This window comes from Pseudomonas azerbaijanorientalis, from assembly GCF_019139795.1.
GTDB classification, from domain to species: domain Bacteria; phylum Pseudomonadota; class Gammaproteobacteria; order Pseudomonadales; family Pseudomonadaceae; genus Aquipseudomonas; species Aquipseudomonas laurylsulfatiphila.
The window spans coordinates 3420840-3435970 of sequence record NZ_CP077078.1; the positions used below are offsets into that span (position 1 = coordinate 3420840).

The window sequence follows — 15131 nt, forward strand, 5'->3', positions numbered from 1 at the left end:
ACGGCGAGAAGGCATCAGCAAATGGACATTAATCCCTGGATTTCGGCCGACACGCACAGCCATGTCGCGTGAGGTGTACGGGCTTGATGCCCCACCCTGACCTTGTAGACGGCAAGCGCGTACCATGGCTCCCCTCCCATGCAGACTTTGGGCGCTCCGTTCATGCAACGTCACATCTGTTTCCTGGTCTACCCGGGGTTTGTGCTGCTGGATCTGAGTGGCCCGCTCGAAGCCTTCTCCAACGCCAGCCGTGCGCGTCCTTCGGGCTATCGATTCACGGTCGCGTCCCTTGAAGGCGGATTGATCGAAGCTTCGGGCGGCGTGCAAGTCGCGACGCAAGCCCTGCAGGTTGTCGACCCGCTCGACACGCTCATCATCGTCGGCGCCCCCAGCGCCCCGATCGATGACAGGATGATGCCGATGGCAGCGGCGATACGGCAGATGTCCCCGCGCGCCCGCCGCACTGCCAGCGTCTGCACGGGCGCCTTCCTGCTGGCTGAGAGCGGTCTGCTCGACGGTCGTGTCGCGACCACGCACTGGAACTACGCGCCGCAATTGCAGGCACGCTATCCGGCGCTGCGCGTGGATGGTGATCGAATCTGGACCGAAGACGGCAATGTCTGGACGTCGGCCGGCATGTCGGCCGGCATCGACATGGCCCTGGCGATGATCGAGCAGGACCTGGGCAAGGAAGTGTCACGCGCTGTCGCGCGCATGCTGGTGGTCTACTATCGGCGACCGGGTGGTCAGTACCAGTTCTCTTCGCTGCTGGATTTCGACCCGGGCTCGGACCGGATCCGAACGGTGCTGAGCTATGTGCGCGATCATCTGCGTGATGATCTGTCGGTTGAACGCCTGGCAGACGTTGCCCATATGAGCGTGCGCCAGTTTGGTCGCGTGTTCGCGGCATCGGTCGGGGTGACGCCGGTCAAAGCTATCGAACGCCTGCGTATCGAGTCGGCACGGCCGCTGGTCGAAGACGGGCACCAGACGTTCGAGGAGATCGCCAGGTGCTTCGGATTCGGCGATGCCGATCACATGCTGCGCAGTTTCGTGCGAGTCGTCGGGCGCACGCCGCAGGAACTGCGTCGCAGTGCCCGTCTGGCCAAAGGGGCCGGGAACAAGGGCAATCCATTGCCCGCGTAAGCGCAGACGCGTACCTTGCGCAACAGGATCAGGCCAGCAACTGGCTGATCCACCGGACCTGGCGCGCAATGTCCTGCACCCTTTCCTCAGGCACGGCCCGCTGCGCTCCGGCAAATTGGCTCAGGGTCTTCTGCTTCTGGCGCAGCTTGCGCTGCCACTTGATCAGGAACGCCGGGCTGCGGGCCTGCAACTGCAACGGGCCGAAGTACAACTCTTGAGCGGTGTAGATCACCGGCCCGGCGCGCTCGGCGACGATGATTTCGTAGTCGAAACGATTTTCCCGCAGTACTTCCTCGCAGAGGATGCGATAGCCATTTTCCATCAGCCACAGGCGCAGTGGCTGCTCGCCGCCGTTGGGTTGCAGGATCAGGCGCTCCTGCCCGCTCAGGCACGCCTTGCCGCTGTCGAGGATGTCGCGGATCGTTTCGCCGCCCATGCCGCAGAGGCTGATAGCCGTGATCCCGTCCCCAGGCAGGATTGCCGCCAGGCCGTTGGCCAGGCGCACACTGATCCGTTGCTCCAGATCGTTGTCGTGCACGGTGCGTTCGGCTGCGCGGAACGGCGTCAACGCCACCTCCCCGGCCACCGCCGCCGTGATGGCGCCACGGCGCATCAATGCCACCGGCAGGTAGCCGTGATCCGAGCCGATATCGGCCAGGCGCGCACCGGCCGGCACATGCGCCGCCACGCGTTCCAGGCGCATGGACAATGTCTGTTCGTTCAACTGCGGCCCCTTCTCACCACGAACGTCCGGCGCCTTTGGCCGGATCGGGGCGCGATTGTGTCGGGCAATGCCGTGCATTTCAAATTTATGCGACCAGGTTTCAGCTCCCTTTCACGCAATCACGCCCGCATACACCGATCTGTCGACGTTTCCACCGGACAGGATGACCCCCACCCTTTTTCCCGACATGGCCTTACGCTCGGCCATGAGCGCCGCCAGCGCCGCCGCACCGGCTCCTTCGGCCAGGTTGTGGGTATCGGTGTAATACACGCGCATGGCCTCGGCTATCTGCGCGTCACTGACTGCAACGATTCGCGTCGCACCTGCCGCATAGACGGCAAAGGCTTCAGGCACCGGCTTGCGTACGGCCAGACCGTCGGCGAAGGTGGTCGCCGAGGCCGTTTCGCACAGGGCTCCGGTGTCGAACGATAACTGTGCGGCCGCCGCTTCGGTGGAAACCACGCCCACCACCCGGGTGTCCAGGCCCAGTGCATCGCGAGCGGCGATCACGCCACAAATCCCCGATCCACAGCCAATCGGTACATAGACGGTATCCAGATCCGGCGCGGCGTTGAACAGCTCCAGCGCATAGGTGGCCACACCCTTGACCAGTTCGGTGTGAAACGGCGGCACGAGGAACAGGTCGTGCTCCTGCGCAAGCCGTGCCGCCTCTTCACGGGCCTCATCGAAATCGCGCCCATACTCGACCACTTCAGCGCCAAAGCCGCGCATGGCATTGTTCTTTTCGACCGAGTTGCCTTGCGGCACGACGATCAGCGCCCGCAAACCCAGTGCGCCAGCCGCCAGTGCAAGGCTCTGGCCATGGTTGCCGCGGGTCGCGCTGACAATGCCCTTCACGCCCGGATGCTCGCGTTTGAGCCAGTGCATGAACGTGATGCCGCCGCGCACTTTGAAAGCACCGGTAGGCGTGTGATTTTCGTGCTTGACCCACACCGTGCAACCCAACCGCCTGGCCAGCAAGGGCCAAGAGTACTGGGCGGTGGCGGGCATGACCTGGTACACGTTGCGTGCGGCCTGTTCGATGTCGTCGCGAGTCAGTTTGTGCATGAGTGGTCTCCCCCGGGATTTTGCCCAGTCTGAACAGGGGCACAGTACGCCGGCTTTCAAAAAACCGACCTGACTTTTGTGCCCTCTCTTCACTACTATGGTGCTCATGAGCCATCGAAACCGTCTGCATCCACCCCCGCTGTCCGAACCGGTCCGCCGCATCGAGGCCGGCCCCTGGGCGATCGAACTGCTCCCCGGCTGCGCCTACGCGACCCGATACGTAGCGACCCAGGCAGGCATCGGCTTTGCCTTCGACAGCCAGCGAGGCCTGCACGCGATCGGCAGCGACCGGGTACAACCCTTCGATGCCATGCCCAACGGCCTGGCGTTCGTTCCGGTCGGGTGTGACGTGTTGTCCGAATCGCCCAAGGGCGGTGAATATCTGCGGGTGATACGCACCGACGGTATCGCGTTGGAGGGTAATCGCGCCTTCAACAATCGCATCGACCGGCAAGCCACGGCCCTCGCATGGCGCATGCGCGCCGCACTGTTGCACGCTCGCGTGGAGGACGATTGGGAGGCCTGGGCAATGGCATTGTCCGAGCGGGCGACGGCCAGCGAAGCCGTGTCGACACCGCCCCATGGCTCGATAACCGGCAGCCGGATGCGCTTGCTCGATGAGTTCATTGACGCGGGCCTTGATGGCCCGTTGAGCGTACCGGCGATGGCGGGCCTGCTTGGATTGTCCGAAGGCTATTTCATGCGGGCCTTCAAAAACGCCACCGGCAAAAGCCCCCATGCTTACCTGATCGACCGGCGCCTGGCCAGGGCTCGCGCCCTGATGCGCGACTCGACCGCAACCCTGGCTGAGATCGCCTACGCCTGCGGTTTCAATTCCCAGGCGCACATGGCGACCACCTTCAGGCAACGCCTCGGTGTGAGCCCGGTGCAATTGCGTCAACAATGAAACGCCAGGAAAATCAGCGGTCGCGGGCGGGCATCATGCCCTTGAGCACATCATCCTTTTCAACGAAGTGATGCTTGAGCGCAACCAGCAGATGGCCACCTACCAGGGCGCCACACAACCACGCCATGTAGGTATGAACCGACTTTGCCAGATCGTACAGGCTCTGATCGGGGTCAACGATTGGCGGGAGCACGAACAGCGCCGCCACCATGACGGGTTTGTCGGCGACCGAACTCCAGTACCAGCCGGACAACGGCAGCCCGATCAGGGCCACGGCGTAAAGCAGCACATGCCCGACCAGCGCACCACGCTTCATCGTCGGGCTCATCGAATCGGGTAGCGCCGGTGCCGGGTGACTCAATCGCCAGGCGATACGCACGACGATGAGAAACAGCAGCGTGCTGGCCATCGCCTTGTGCACGTAGGTGAGTTCATGGTGAGCATTGAATTCGTCGCGCCAATGCGTCGCCACAAATCCGATGACCCAGGCCCCCAACCAGATCAGGGCCATGCCCCAATGCAGCCACTTGGCTGTACCGGTATAACTTCCTTCTTTCGCCATCACGCTGCCCTTCCCGTCACTTTTGAAGGCGAATTATCGCGACATGGCGTTATCGGAAAAACAGTGAAATGTTGGTTAAACCCATCGAGATGTTCGATGTAGCTGGTGTTTCGCCTCCGATCGGACAGGCAGAAATCGGCCCCATGTGGCCGGTGGTCGTTGCATGTCGATTGTCGTCGGCGTTTGGCTAAGCTTATTGAATCAGGGCGACCTGAAATCCGGGGATTTGCGCACTTCAACGGAGATCTGTATTGGCATCAAGACGGTACTCTCAAAGGAGACGACCATGTATGCGGTGATAAGAACCTACCTGGGTACTGGAGCCAAGCAGCTATTCGAGCTTCTGGAAGAGCGCCGCGTCGACATCGAAGCGACCTTGCGCACAGTACCTGGCCTCGTTAGCTACACACTGCTCAATACGGGTGACGGTGGTACTTCGATCACTGTGTGCAAGGACAAGGCCGGCAGTGATGCGAGCCTGAAAGTTGCGCGCGAGTGGATTCAGAAAAACACTTCGCATATCCACGCGAACCCGCCGATCGTGACGGAAGGTCCGGTCATAGTGCAGATCAACTAGCGACCGGCCCGCAGGGAGGCGAGTGCTATACTTTTTTTCAGATTGCATGAAGTGTGCAACCCAGGTTGACCGCTGCCGGACAAAGGAGGTCTACAGCAAACGCGAGTCGGGAGGTGTGGCATGAATCGGCACTATTACATCAGTGACAATCTCAACGATCTTGAAACCGTTGAATATGAACTGGAAGCCAGCGGCATCAATTCTGAACAGATTCATGTGCTCAGTGAAAACGTTGCTGATGTCGAACAACATCACCTGCACGAGGTCAACTCGTTAATGGAACAGGATGCCGTTCACTCGGGTGAGATTGGAGCGGTGATCGGTTTGCCACTGGCGGCACTGGTTCTGGGTGGCGCCTATTGGATGGGTTGGACCGAATCCGCCGCAGGCTGGATGCCTTTTATCTTCCTTTCCATTGTCATTTTGGGCTTCTGCATCTGGGAAGGCGGTTTTTTTGGATTCCAGGTGCCGAACACTCACTTCCGCAATTTCAAGCAGGTAGTCAACGAGGGCAAACATATCTTCTTTGTCGATGTTGAGCCGAACCAGGAATCTGTACTGGATCAGGTCATCAAACAACATCCAAAGCTGACGATCGCCGGCACTGGAGCGGCAGCCCCCCATTGGACAGTGGCCTGGCAGCACAAATGGCATCAGTTCAAGCGAGTGATATCGGGTTAGCGCCTGGAGACTCAAGGCCATCCGAAAACTGCTTACTGACCAAAGAAAATGACCCGGCTGAGGAAAATGTAGTCGGCCTCGGTGGCCATTAGCCAGACGAGCACCAGCAAACACAAAGGCGGCACCAATATGGCGTAGACCATCGCCAGCCGCTCCCAGGCCAAATGCATGAAGATGGAGACAATCAAACCTGCCTTCAACAGCATGAAAATGATGATCAGGGACCACCGAAGGTAACCTTGGAAGTGGAAATAGTCGACCAGGTACGACAGCGTGCTGAGGACGAATAACAGCCCCCAGATTTTGAGGTACAAACTGATTGGATGTTGCTGTCCCTGAGCATGTGCCATCACCTGTGCTCCTCTACCATAAATAGAAGAAAGCAAAAATAAACACCCACACCAAATCCACGAAGTGCCAGTAAAGCCCGGCTATCTCGACATTCTGATAGTTTCCGGAGCGCTCATAATCCCCGCGCATTACTTTCAGCGCCACAATACTGAGGTAGATGGCGCCGATTGACACATGCAGCCCGTGAAAACCGGTAATCATGAAGAAGCTGGCACCAAATTGCGCCGCCCCCATGGGGTTCCCCCAGGGACGCACCCCTTCTGCGATGAGCTTGCTCCATTCAAATGCCTGCATGCCGACGAAGGTCACACCCAAGGCAGCGGTCGCCAGCATCATGGCAGTCGTTTTCGCGCGATCACGGCGATAGGCGAAATTAACGGCCATGGCCATGGTGCCGCTACTACTGATCAGCACGAAGGTCATGATGGCGATCAGAATAAGCGGGATTTCCCTTCCTGCGATCGTCAATGCAAACACTTCACTCGGATTCGGCCAGGCCGTAGTGATGGTCATGCGTACTGACATGTAGCCGGTTAAAAAACAGGTGAATATAAACGTATCGCTGAGCAGGAATATCCACATCATCGCCTTGCCCCAGGGCACCTGCTTGAAGGCGTCTTTGTCCGAGGACCAGTCGCTGGCAATGCCTTGCCATCCCGGCGCAGGTGGCGAGCCTGTTGGATTGGACGAACTGGTCTCGGCTTGGACCTGGGCGTGGGCTTGGGCTTGCGGGTGCGATGCCATGGCTGTTCACCTCAGGCCGCAGAATCTGGCGATGGCTTCATAGGTTTGCGGCGAGCTGGCCAGCAGAGCGAACAGCACGAACCAGAGACCCAGCAAGTAATGCCAATAGATGGCACAGAGCTCTACGCTGGCGCTCAATTGCGCCAATGGCACATGACGCACAAATCTGGCGACGATCCAGCACCAGGCGATCAGTCCACCCAGCAGGTGGAGCCCATGCAGGCCGGTCAACAGGTAGAAGAAACTGTTGGCCGGATTGCTGGCGACAAAGTAGCCCCAGGCGACAAACTGCTGCCAGACCCAGAATTGCCCCGCCAGAAAAGCAATTGCAAAGACGCCCCCCAGTGCAAAACCCATCACGGTTGCGACCGGCCGAGCCTTTCGGGCAGCCATGCGCGACCACTGCAGCGCGATGCAACTCAATAGCAGAAAAGCCGAATTCAGCCATAGCGGCTGCAGATTGCCTAACGGCGCCAAAGGCTCCGTCAGGGGTAGCCAGTCGGCCATTTGTGAACGGGCGACAAAGGCGATCAGGAAGAGGAAGAATAACGAACTCACCACCACCAGAAACAAGCGCAAGCCCACTCTTGCGATTTGACTTCTATTGGCACCCTCGGTGGCCTGAACACCCTCAGGGTCGCGATTCCAACTGCCGCCGGGGTCAGCGCCGTCGGCGTTTCTCAATAGCAGCCTGTTCATGTCTTGACGTCCGCTATTTTAGTTCCGGCACTGAGTTGCCGCATCTGCTCCAGCTCCTCGGCGGAGACCGTTTGCGGCACGAAATCCTGTTCTATCCCCGGTACGCTGTAGTCATAGGCCCAGCGATGTACGACCGGCAATTTCTCTCCCCAGTTACCGTGTTTCGGCGGGGTGTGCAGCGTTTGCCATTCCAGGCTGGCCCCGCCCCAGGGATTACTGCCTGCGGGCTTGCCCTTGAATGCACTCCAGGCCATGTTGAACACGAATAGCAACTGGGAAACCCCGACAGCCAATGCGACCACCGTAATGAAAGCATTCAGCTCTTGCGCCGACTGCGGGATGAACGCGTAGTTTTCATAGGCGTAGTAGCGGCGTGGCATGCCCTGGAAACCCAGGTAGTGCATGGGGAAGAAGATGGCGTAGGTGCCCAGGAAGGTAATCCAGAAATGCAGTTTGCCCAGGGTGTCGTTGAACATGCGCCCGGTGACTTTCGGGAACCAGTGATAAATACCACCGAACACCACCAGTACCGGTGCGACCCCCATGACCATATGAAAATGGGCGACGACGAAATAGGTGTCCGAGAGCGGAATATCCACGATCACATTGCCCAGAAACAACCCGGTCAGACCGCCGACCAGGAAGGTGACGATAAAGGCCAGGGCAAACAGCATCGGCACGGTCAGATGGATGTCGCCGCGCCACAGGGTCAATACCCAGTTATAGACTTTCAGCGCGGTCGGCACTGCGATGATCAAGGTGCTGACGGCGAAAAAAAAGCCAAAGTACGGGTTCATTCCGCTGACATACATATGGTGCGCCCAGACCACAAAACTCAGTACCCCGATCGCAACAATGGCCCACACCATCATTCGGTAGCCGAAGATGTTTTTACGCGCATGGGTGCTGATCAGGTCGGAGACCAGGCCAAATGCAGGGAGAGCAACGATGTAGACTTCCGGGTGGCCGAAAAACCAGAACAAGTGCTGGAACAATATCGGGCTGCCACCCTGGTGATCGAGCTGCTGCCCCAGCGAGACCATCGCCGGCATGAAAAAGCTGGTGCCCAACAGCTTGTCAAACAACATCATGACCGCGCTGACGAACAACGCCGGGAAGGCCAGCAAGGCCATGATCGAGGCCATGAAGATGCCCCATACCGAAAGCGGCATGCGAAACAATGTCATGCCGTGCGTGCGCGCCTGCAACACCGTGGTGACGTAGTTCAACCCGCCCATGGTGGCGGCGACGATAAAAATCGCCAGTGAGACGAGCATCAGGACAATGCCCCACTCGACGCCCGGTGTCCCCTGGGCGATGGACTGTGGCGGATAGAGCGTCCAGCCGGCACCCGTGGGGCCGCCCGGGACGAAAAAGCTGCTGAGCAAGACCACTACCGCCAGCAGGTAAAACCAGAAGCTGAGCATGTTGACATAGGGGAAGACCATGTCGCGGGCGCCCACCATCAGCGGGATCAGATAGTTGCCGAAGCCCCCCAGAAACAGGGCCGTCAGCAAGTAGATGACCATGATCATGCCGTGCATGGTCATCGCCTGATAGTAAGTACTGGCATCCATGAACGCCAAACTGCCTGGGAAGCCGATCTGCATGCGCATCAAGCCGGACAGCACCAGGGCAATAAGCCCCACGAACAGAGCCGTCAAGGAATATTGAATGGCTATGACCTTGTGGTCCTGACTCCAGATATATTTGGTCAGGAAGCTTTTGGGCTCGTGCAGTGCTTCTGTTTCGGCTTGCTCCGCATAGGCCATCACGTCATCCTCGTTCCGAAGTTTCAGTGTGTTTCTGGCTGCTTTACGGCTGTTTCCCTGGCTCCGCCTTGGTCGCATCAGCGTCAGCATTCGCTTTGGATTTGATAAAAGCGATCAGTGCATTCAGCTCCTCGTCACTCGGAGCAAGAGTCGGCATGACGGCTGCATAGCCCTTGACGATTTGGGCATTGGGATGAAGAACCGACTCTTTCAAATAGCCCTCATCGACCTTTACGCTCGTATCGTCGGCAAGGGTTTGCGTCTTGCCATACAGGCCCTTCCAGCTGGGGCCTACGCCCTTGTTGCCATCGACACTGTGGCAGACCAGGCAGCCAAGCGACCCGGCCAGTCGCTGCCCCTGCGCCACCAGGTCTTCACCCGGACTCGACGCTTCGCCATTCGAATTTTGATCAGCACCCAATGATTTGATCAGGGCGATGACGGCACCCATTTCGTCGTCTTTGAGAGTATAGGCCACCATGACCGGCGGGTAGCCCTGTACCAGGCGGGCCTTCGGATCGAGAATCGACTCTTTCAGGTAGGCCTCGTCGACCCGCACGCTGGTGCCATCGGCAAGCTGTTCGGTGCGACCGTACAGCCCCTTCCATCCCGGGCCGAGACTGGCACTGCCATCCAGGCTATGGCAGGCCTTGCAGCCGTACTGCTCGACCAACTGGCGGCCTTTTTCCAGCACGCTGTCTCGACCGGGCTTGGCAGCTGTGGTCAATGTCTGTGCAAAGGTCGGCTGGCCTTTCAGCCATTGATCGAAGACGCCCTGCTCTTCCACGATCATGTGGCCACGCATGTTGTAATGACCCACACCACAAAATTCAGCGCAAAGGACTTCGTATTTTCCGGTTTTAGTCGGCGTAAACCAGAAGTACGACACCATCCCTGGCACCATATCCATCTTGCTGCGAATTTGCGGTACATAGAAATCGTGCAGAACATCTTTAGAGCGCAGTAGAACTTTCACCGGCCGATCGAGCGGAAGGCGAACTTCGTTATTCATGACAAGCACATCGTCCTGGCCTGCAGGATCCTTGGGATCAAGACCAAGGGGATTGGTGGAGTCGACAAACTTGATATCCGACTTGCCAAGCTTTGCGTCTTGCCCGGCAAATCGAAAAGCCCACTGCCACTGCTGGCCAACCACTTCAAGTTCGTAGGCATCTTTCGGTACCCGGATGAAATCGTTGTAGACAACCAGACCCGGCGCCAACATCCCGGCGATACCTGCCGAGGTAACGATAATCAGCCATGTTTCCAGTTTTTTGTTTTCCGGCTGGTAGGCCGCCCTGGAACCCGCCTTGTGACGATACCGAATCACCGCTACCGCCATGAATCCCGTGATGGCAATGAAAAATATTCCGCTGATGATCAGGGTGATGAACAGGGTGGTGTCTATGGATCCCCAGTTGGACGCTGCCGGTGTCGCATGCCAGGGCGCTAGTATGTGGAATAGCACGGAGGCAATAACGATGAGTATCAAGACAATTGCTATTGCCATTTGCTCTTCATCCTATTCCTGTTGTTCATTGGTTATGCAAAAAGCATCGCCACTGACGTCCAAGCAGGGCTGACAAATACCACCCGTCCGGGCGTTAAAGTCAGTAAGAAGTATAGAGCCATCGGCTTGTACCGTGAGGCCGCCAAGGGAGTTCCGGTTGCCAGCTATACTTGATTTTTGATGACGGATGGCAACGTTCGAACCCTGCCTTTGTAGAGTCGTCAAACGAATGTGGTGACATTGAGCAGGGACGATAGCCACAGGGTCCAGCAATCCACATGGGAGGTTTCGTCATGAGTGCCCTGACGATCGAAGGCTGGTGCAAAACCAGCAGCGACCAAAAGTCCACCCCGATTGGGGAAGTCCATTTCTACGTCGACGGACCTCTCCATCTGCGTCTGGAAGAGGCCGAAGAGCGTCTGCAGAAGACCCACGAGCGTGAAGCCATGGTCGATGTCGATATGGAATCGATGGATTTGATCATGCCCGAGGGATACGCGCCCTTGTCCGACTGTCAGATGCGCGTCTATCTGCACCACGAACGCGGTCAGTTTCATCTGGTCGGGCATCGTGCGAGCGATGGCAGCCTGGTTTATACCAACGCGGTGTTGATCGATCAGCTGCTTGAGTAGCGGCGAGAGATTCGCTGCATCTATCGTTCTGTGCGGTGCGGTGCGGTGCTGAAAACTAACTGAGCGTTGAGCCGGACACCCGGAGCCTCAAGACCTGGCGTACCGCAATGCGTGCCCGCTAGTCCTCGAAACGCCCCGTGGAATCCCGATCGCGCTCGTAGCGTCGTGTGAGCGCAAACGCCGGCAGCCAGGCCTCACGCCGCACGACCCAGCTCTCGTAGGTCGGCGTCAGTTGGTCCGGGGCATCCAGCGACCCGAGGTTCACTTCGATTTCGTCTGCGCTGCGTGCAAACACGGACGAACCGCAGTGCGGACAGAAATACCGCCCGGCGTAGTCACGTGTTTCGCCTTCGATCGTCACGGCATCCTGATGAAATATCGCAGACGCGTGAAACAGCGCCCCATGATGCTTGCGGCAGTCGAGGCAGTGACAAACGCCAACCCGAAACGGACGCCCCGATGCGACAAGGCGCACCTTGCCGCACAAGCAACCGCCGGTGAATCGGTCCATGGGGTATCTCCTCCAGGCCGTCCGATACGGCGTATCAGCGTGGAAACAGAAGCGTCACCGCGGCGCGAAAGCCCCAGCCTTGCGGCCCGTCCTCCGGGCTGTCGAGCCAGTAGCGCGGGCCGGCCTGCACCGTCAGCGGTTGACCGCCGATCTTCAACAATTGGGTGACCGTGAGGTTGACCGGGACCGACCATTCCCGCGATTGCCAGTTGTAGGTTGACTCGGTGTTGACCCCGTAGGTCGTGAGCGTATGGGTGGTGTACGAGAGGAAGGGTTGCAGGAAGGTCTGGTTGACCTTTTCCTTATCGTCCGGCGGGCTGTCGTCCAGGCCCCAGATATGGTTGGCCAGAATGCCGCGGGTCCAGCCATTGGACTGTTTCAACGCCACCCCCGTCGGGCCCAGGCCCCATTGCTCGCTGCCGAGCAACTCGTCACTGCCGGTCGGTATCAGCAACGCCGGGCCGGCACCGAGTATCCAGCCACTTGCCGTCGGCTTGGTTGGCGAGAAGAAAAAACTCTGGGTGATATCGCCGGTGCCGGATTTGTCCGCCGCGCCATCGGGGGCCAGGCCGTGCTGATCGATGATCGGCAAAATGGTGCGAGAAATGAGATTCCAGTCCTCGTTCAGGGCAAACGGCAGCACCGGCTGGATATTGGTCACGCTGTGCATGCCCTCCCCGGTCGGCCCCATTTTCTGGTCCCAGTTGTACTGCACCGGCAGGCTGTACATCGCTGCGACCGGGTTGAGGGCTTTCTTCGCCAGTTCCGCAGAGTCCTCGGCCTGAGTCACCGGGACAACGCCCAACATCATGACGAATGTCGACGCGGTACCCATCCACCGTACTTTCACATCCATTCTCACTCACCTGTAGAGGTCAGAGCCGGGTCGCACAGGGTTAGCGTAGGCAACTGTGATCGATGTGCAACCCGGTCCTGCCACCCGCTGGCCGTGTGTTTAAGGGTTTTTGAGAGTTATTGATTCGGATTATCCCGTTTCTGCAGGCAGCATTCGGCCCGCATTGACCGGCGTGCAAACACCTGTACCCGAATGACAACTTTCATCACGTGAGAACCGAACACATGGGCATGTCGAATAAATGGATTGCGGGTATTGCTTTGAGCTGTGTATTTCAGGTCGGCTGTGTCTCGAAAGTGGCGCAACAGGAGCAATACTCGGGCTTCCTGGGCAATTACCAGGGCCTGGAGGAGCAAACCACGCCGAGTGAACAGAAGGTCCTGCGCTGGGTATCGCCGGGGTTCGATCCTCGCGCGTACTCCACTTTGGTGTTCAGGCAGATGGAACTGTATCCAGCGCCGAAACCAACCGCGCGCGTCAGCCTGAAGACCCTGCAGGACCTGCAATTGATGGCCAGCAACAGCGTCAAGCAAGCCTTTGCCCGCCGCTATGCGATCGTCCCTTATCCACAACTGGCACCGACCAATTCGCGATCGCTGATCCTGCAAGCGGCGATCACTCATGTAAGCGCCAACAACGAAGGCATGCACTGGTATGAGGCCGTTCCGATCGGCGCCATCGTCGGGGCAACACAAGCAGCCACCGGGCATCGGGATCAGACTGCCGAGATGTACATCGAAGCCAACCTGATCGATGCCAAGACCGGTATGCCGGTCGCGAAGATCGTTCGCAAGGTGTTTGGCGCGACACTCGACAATGCCCAACAGCCGGTGCTTGCCAGTGACTTCAAAGTCGCGCTCAAAAGCATGACAGACGATATGCAGGCCCTGCTCCTCAAGCACTGATGCCCGGATAAGCCCCATCGCACGCAGGCTGGCATGGGGTTTGAACCGCGCTTGTTCTCTAACAAAACCGTCAGCCGTGCCGACGCCTGACGTGAGACCCCATCATGAAAATACTGGCCCATACCCTGGCGGTGCTCATGCTGTTGCCGAGCACCAGCGCCCTGGCAGTGACGGTGATCCCCCTCAAAGGTCAGACTTCCCAGGCCATCCAACAGGACACCAGTGCCTGCCAATCCCAGGCCAACGCACAACATCCGGTACAAAGCACCGTGCCGACCGGTGGTCGGGTAAAGGGCGCCGCAACCGCCGCCGTAGCCGGGGCGACCGCGGCCGAGGTCCGGGGCCGCCAACATGAAAACGTCTATGACCAGATCGACGACGACACCCGGCAAGACTATCGCCAGAACCACGCGCGCAGTGCCGCGGCGGCCGGTGCCGTGGTGGGGGCTTCCAGGCAACGCCAGGCGCGCCGGCAGAATGATGCGGCGAGCGATCAAAGCGTCACCGCCAACAACTCCGTCTATAGCAGCTGCCTGCAGCAGCGTGGCTACGATGTCTTGCCTTGATCGGCGGCGACAATGATCAGAAACATTGGCCGACCTTCTTCACCATGACTCAACGAACCGATTCGAATTTGAGGGCTTCACCGATGCGCCTAGCAGGTGTTCCAGTCGTGATCCTCGCTTCCTGGCTCCTGGCCGGTTGCGCCGCCTCCCCTAACAGCCCGACTTCATCGTTGCAAACGGACAAATCGCCCGAGCAGTATGTCGACTGCCTTGTACCTAAGTTGAAGGACAACGCGATGAGCCCGGTTGTATCTGGCAGCGAACGCAGTTACCGGGTTGTCGTTTCGAGCAAAATTGCCGTAGACACCGTGCTGGAAACCCACAGGGCACAGGATGGAGGCAAGGTGTATCTGTACGAGCGCCAATTGCTGGCCTCGACCTTCAGGCCATCGAGCATCGAGCGTGCCGCGCAGGAATGCCTGTAACGCCGATACCCTCCGCAAAAAAGGTTCTTCACGCATCCCGGGAACCTGTAGGAGCCAGCCTGCTGGCGATGGACTCCAGTGCGCCGCGTTCATCCAGGTCACACGCGTTATCGTTGACGACCATCGCTGGCAGGCCAGCTCCTACATTTTCCCGAAACCAAAAAAAACCCCGCGTCCTCCATGAAGGGCGCGGGGCAAAAGCCGTTGAACGAGAGGTGAGGATCGTTTACGCCGCGCATGAACGCGATGAGTGTCAACGCTCCTCGAGATCCATTAAAAGCGCTAACGAGCCCGGTTCAAAGCTAATTGGAATCAAAAATAATCTGCCGTTGAACGGGCGCACAAACAACAATCATTGACTTGTATTGTGAACACTCTCGCCCCGTTCGGGAGCGACTAAAACCTTGTCTGGACTGCGCAGGCAATCCGCTCAGACCCAGTCGCCGCGCAAACCCACCCGCCCGAGCTTGCAGTTTTCGGATAGCGCAGAACATC

18 protein-coding genes are annotated in these 15131 nt (G+C 58.7%); 8 read left to right on the plus strand and 10 right to left on the minus strand.

All coding sequences use genetic code 11. From position 1 onward, the window contains the following. The first annotated feature begins 162 nt into the window (after positions 1–162). The gene (locus tag KSS91_RS15210; protein WP_225923687.1) at positions 163–1146 is read left to right on the plus strand and encodes a GlxA family transcriptional regulator; all 984 of its coding nucleotides are present in this window, start codon (positions 163–165) and stop codon (positions 1144–1146) included. Between the two features lie 28 nt (positions 1147–1174). On the opposite strand, the gene KSS91_RS15215 is transcribed toward KSS91_RS15210, so the two are convergent. Together KSS91_RS15215 and KSS91_RS15220 are read right to left on the minus strand one after the other, a co-directional pair. Then, positions 1175–1870, minus strand: a complete 696-nt coding sequence (locus KSS91_RS15215) for a tRNA (adenine(22)-N(1))-methyltransferase (protein ID WP_302469549.1) — start codon at positions 1868–1870, stop codon at positions 1175–1177. A 111-nt stretch (positions 1871–1981) separates the two neighbouring features. Continuing rightward, positions 1982–2938, minus strand: coding sequence for a threonine dehydratase (locus KSS91_RS15220; RefSeq protein ID WP_217835260.1), 957 nt, complete (start codon positions 2936–2938; stop codon positions 1982–1984). A gap of 97 nt (positions 2939–3035) precedes the next feature. On the opposite strand from KSS91_RS15220, the gene KSS91_RS15225 reads away from it, so the two are divergent. Further along, entirely contained in the window at positions 3036–3845 is an 810-nt protein-coding gene (locus KSS91_RS15225) for a helix-turn-helix transcriptional regulator (RefSeq protein ID WP_217838425.1), read from the plus strand. Positions 3846–3858: 13 nt separating this feature from the next. Here the strand turns inward: KSS91_RS15225 and KSS91_RS15230 are convergent, their stop codons facing one another. Continuing rightward, positions 3859–4407, minus strand: a complete 549-nt coding sequence (locus tag KSS91_RS15230) for a cytochrome b (protein WP_217835261.1) — start codon at positions 4405–4407, stop codon at positions 3859–3861. Positions 4408–4693: 286 nt separating this feature from the next. On the opposite strand from KSS91_RS15230, the gene KSS91_RS15235 reads away from it, so the two are divergent. Next, positions 4694–4984 (plus strand): hypothetical protein, encoded by a 291-nt coding sequence (locus KSS91_RS15235; protein WP_217838426.1) that lies wholly within the window; start codon positions 4694–4696, stop codon positions 4982–4984. A 120-nt stretch (positions 4985–5104) separates the two neighbouring features. Beyond that, positions 5105–5665 carry a magnesium transporter gene (locus KSS91_RS15240; protein ID WP_217835262.1) on the plus strand — a complete coding sequence of 187 codons (561 nt, stop codon included), beginning with the start codon at positions 5105–5107 and terminating at the stop codon, positions 5663–5665. A 32-nt stretch (positions 5666–5697) separates the two neighbouring features. Here the strand turns inward: KSS91_RS15240 and KSS91_RS15245 are convergent, their stop codons facing one another. The 5 genes from KSS91_RS15245 to KSS91_RS15265 are packed head-to-tail and all read right to left on the minus strand — an operon-like array spanning position 5698 to position 10741. Next, the gene (locus KSS91_RS15245; protein ID WP_217835263.1) at positions 5698–6015 is read right to left on the minus strand and encodes a cytochrome C oxidase subunit IV family protein; all 318 of its coding nucleotides are present in this window, start codon (positions 6013–6015) and stop codon (positions 5698–5700) included. A gap of 13 nt (positions 6016–6028) precedes the next feature. Further along, a complete protein-coding gene (locus tag KSS91_RS15250; RefSeq protein WP_217835264.1) occupies positions 6029–6760 on the minus strand; it encodes a heme-copper oxidase subunit III family protein in 732 nt (243 codons plus the stop codon). Positions 6761–6766: 6 nt separating this feature from the next. Further along, the gene (locus KSS91_RS15255) at positions 6767–7459 is read right to left on the minus strand and encodes a cytochrome c oxidase subunit 3 (protein WP_217835265.1); all 693 of its coding nucleotides are present in this window, start codon (positions 7457–7459) and stop codon (positions 6767–6769) included. Then, positions 7456–9231: a cytochrome c oxidase subunit I gene (gene ctaD / locus KSS91_RS15260; RefSeq protein ID WP_217838427.1), complete on the minus strand. Its 1776-nt coding sequence runs from the start codon at positions 9229–9231 to the stop codon at positions 7456–7458. The genes KSS91_RS15255 and ctaD overlap by 4 nt, the downstream gene beginning before the upstream one ends. 43 nt (positions 9232–9274) lie before the next feature. Beyond that, on the minus strand, positions 9275–10741 hold the full coding sequence (locus tag KSS91_RS15265; RefSeq protein ID WP_217835266.1) for a c-type cytochrome: 1467 nt from the start codon (positions 10739–10741) through the stop codon (positions 9275–9277). 293 nt (positions 10742–11034) lie between these two features. Between KSS91_RS15265 and KSS91_RS15270 the strand changes: the two genes are divergently transcribed. After that, positions 11035–11373 (plus strand): hypothetical protein, encoded by a 339-nt coding sequence (locus KSS91_RS15270; protein ID WP_217835267.1) that lies wholly within the window; start codon positions 11035–11037, stop codon positions 11371–11373. 118 nt (positions 11374–11491) lie between these two features. Here KSS91_RS15270 and KSS91_RS15275 read toward each other — a convergent pair whose 3' ends face one another. Beyond that, positions 11492–11884, minus strand: coding sequence for a GFA family protein (locus tag KSS91_RS15275; RefSeq protein WP_217835268.1), 393 nt, complete (start codon positions 11882–11884; stop codon positions 11492–11494). 34 nt (positions 11885–11918) lie between these two features. Continuing rightward, positions 11919–12719, minus strand: a complete 801-nt coding sequence (locus KSS91_RS15280) for a transporter (protein WP_437179755.1) — start codon at positions 12717–12719, stop codon at positions 11919–11921. Positions 12720–12964: 245 nt separating this feature from the next. Here KSS91_RS15280 and KSS91_RS15285 point away from each other — a divergent pair, with 245 nt between their 5' ends. The 3 genes from KSS91_RS15285 to KSS91_RS15295 all read left to right on the plus strand — a co-directional run bounded on the left by KSS91_RS15285 (position 12965) and on the right by KSS91_RS15295 (position 14636). After that, positions 12965–13645, plus strand: a complete 681-nt coding sequence (locus KSS91_RS15285) for a DUF3313 domain-containing protein (protein ID WP_217835270.1) — start codon at positions 12965–12967, stop codon at positions 13643–13645. A 104-nt stretch (positions 13646–13749) separates the two neighbouring features. Next, positions 13750–14211 carry a hypothetical protein gene (locus tag KSS91_RS15290; RefSeq protein ID WP_095966019.1) on the plus strand — a complete coding sequence of 154 codons (462 nt, stop codon included), beginning with the start codon at positions 13750–13752 and terminating at the stop codon, positions 14209–14211. 83 nt (positions 14212–14294) lie between these two features. After that, entirely contained in the window at positions 14295–14636 is a 342-nt protein-coding gene (locus KSS91_RS15295; protein WP_102674799.1) for a hypothetical protein, read from the plus strand. Positions 14637–15131: the final 495 nt, after the last annotated feature.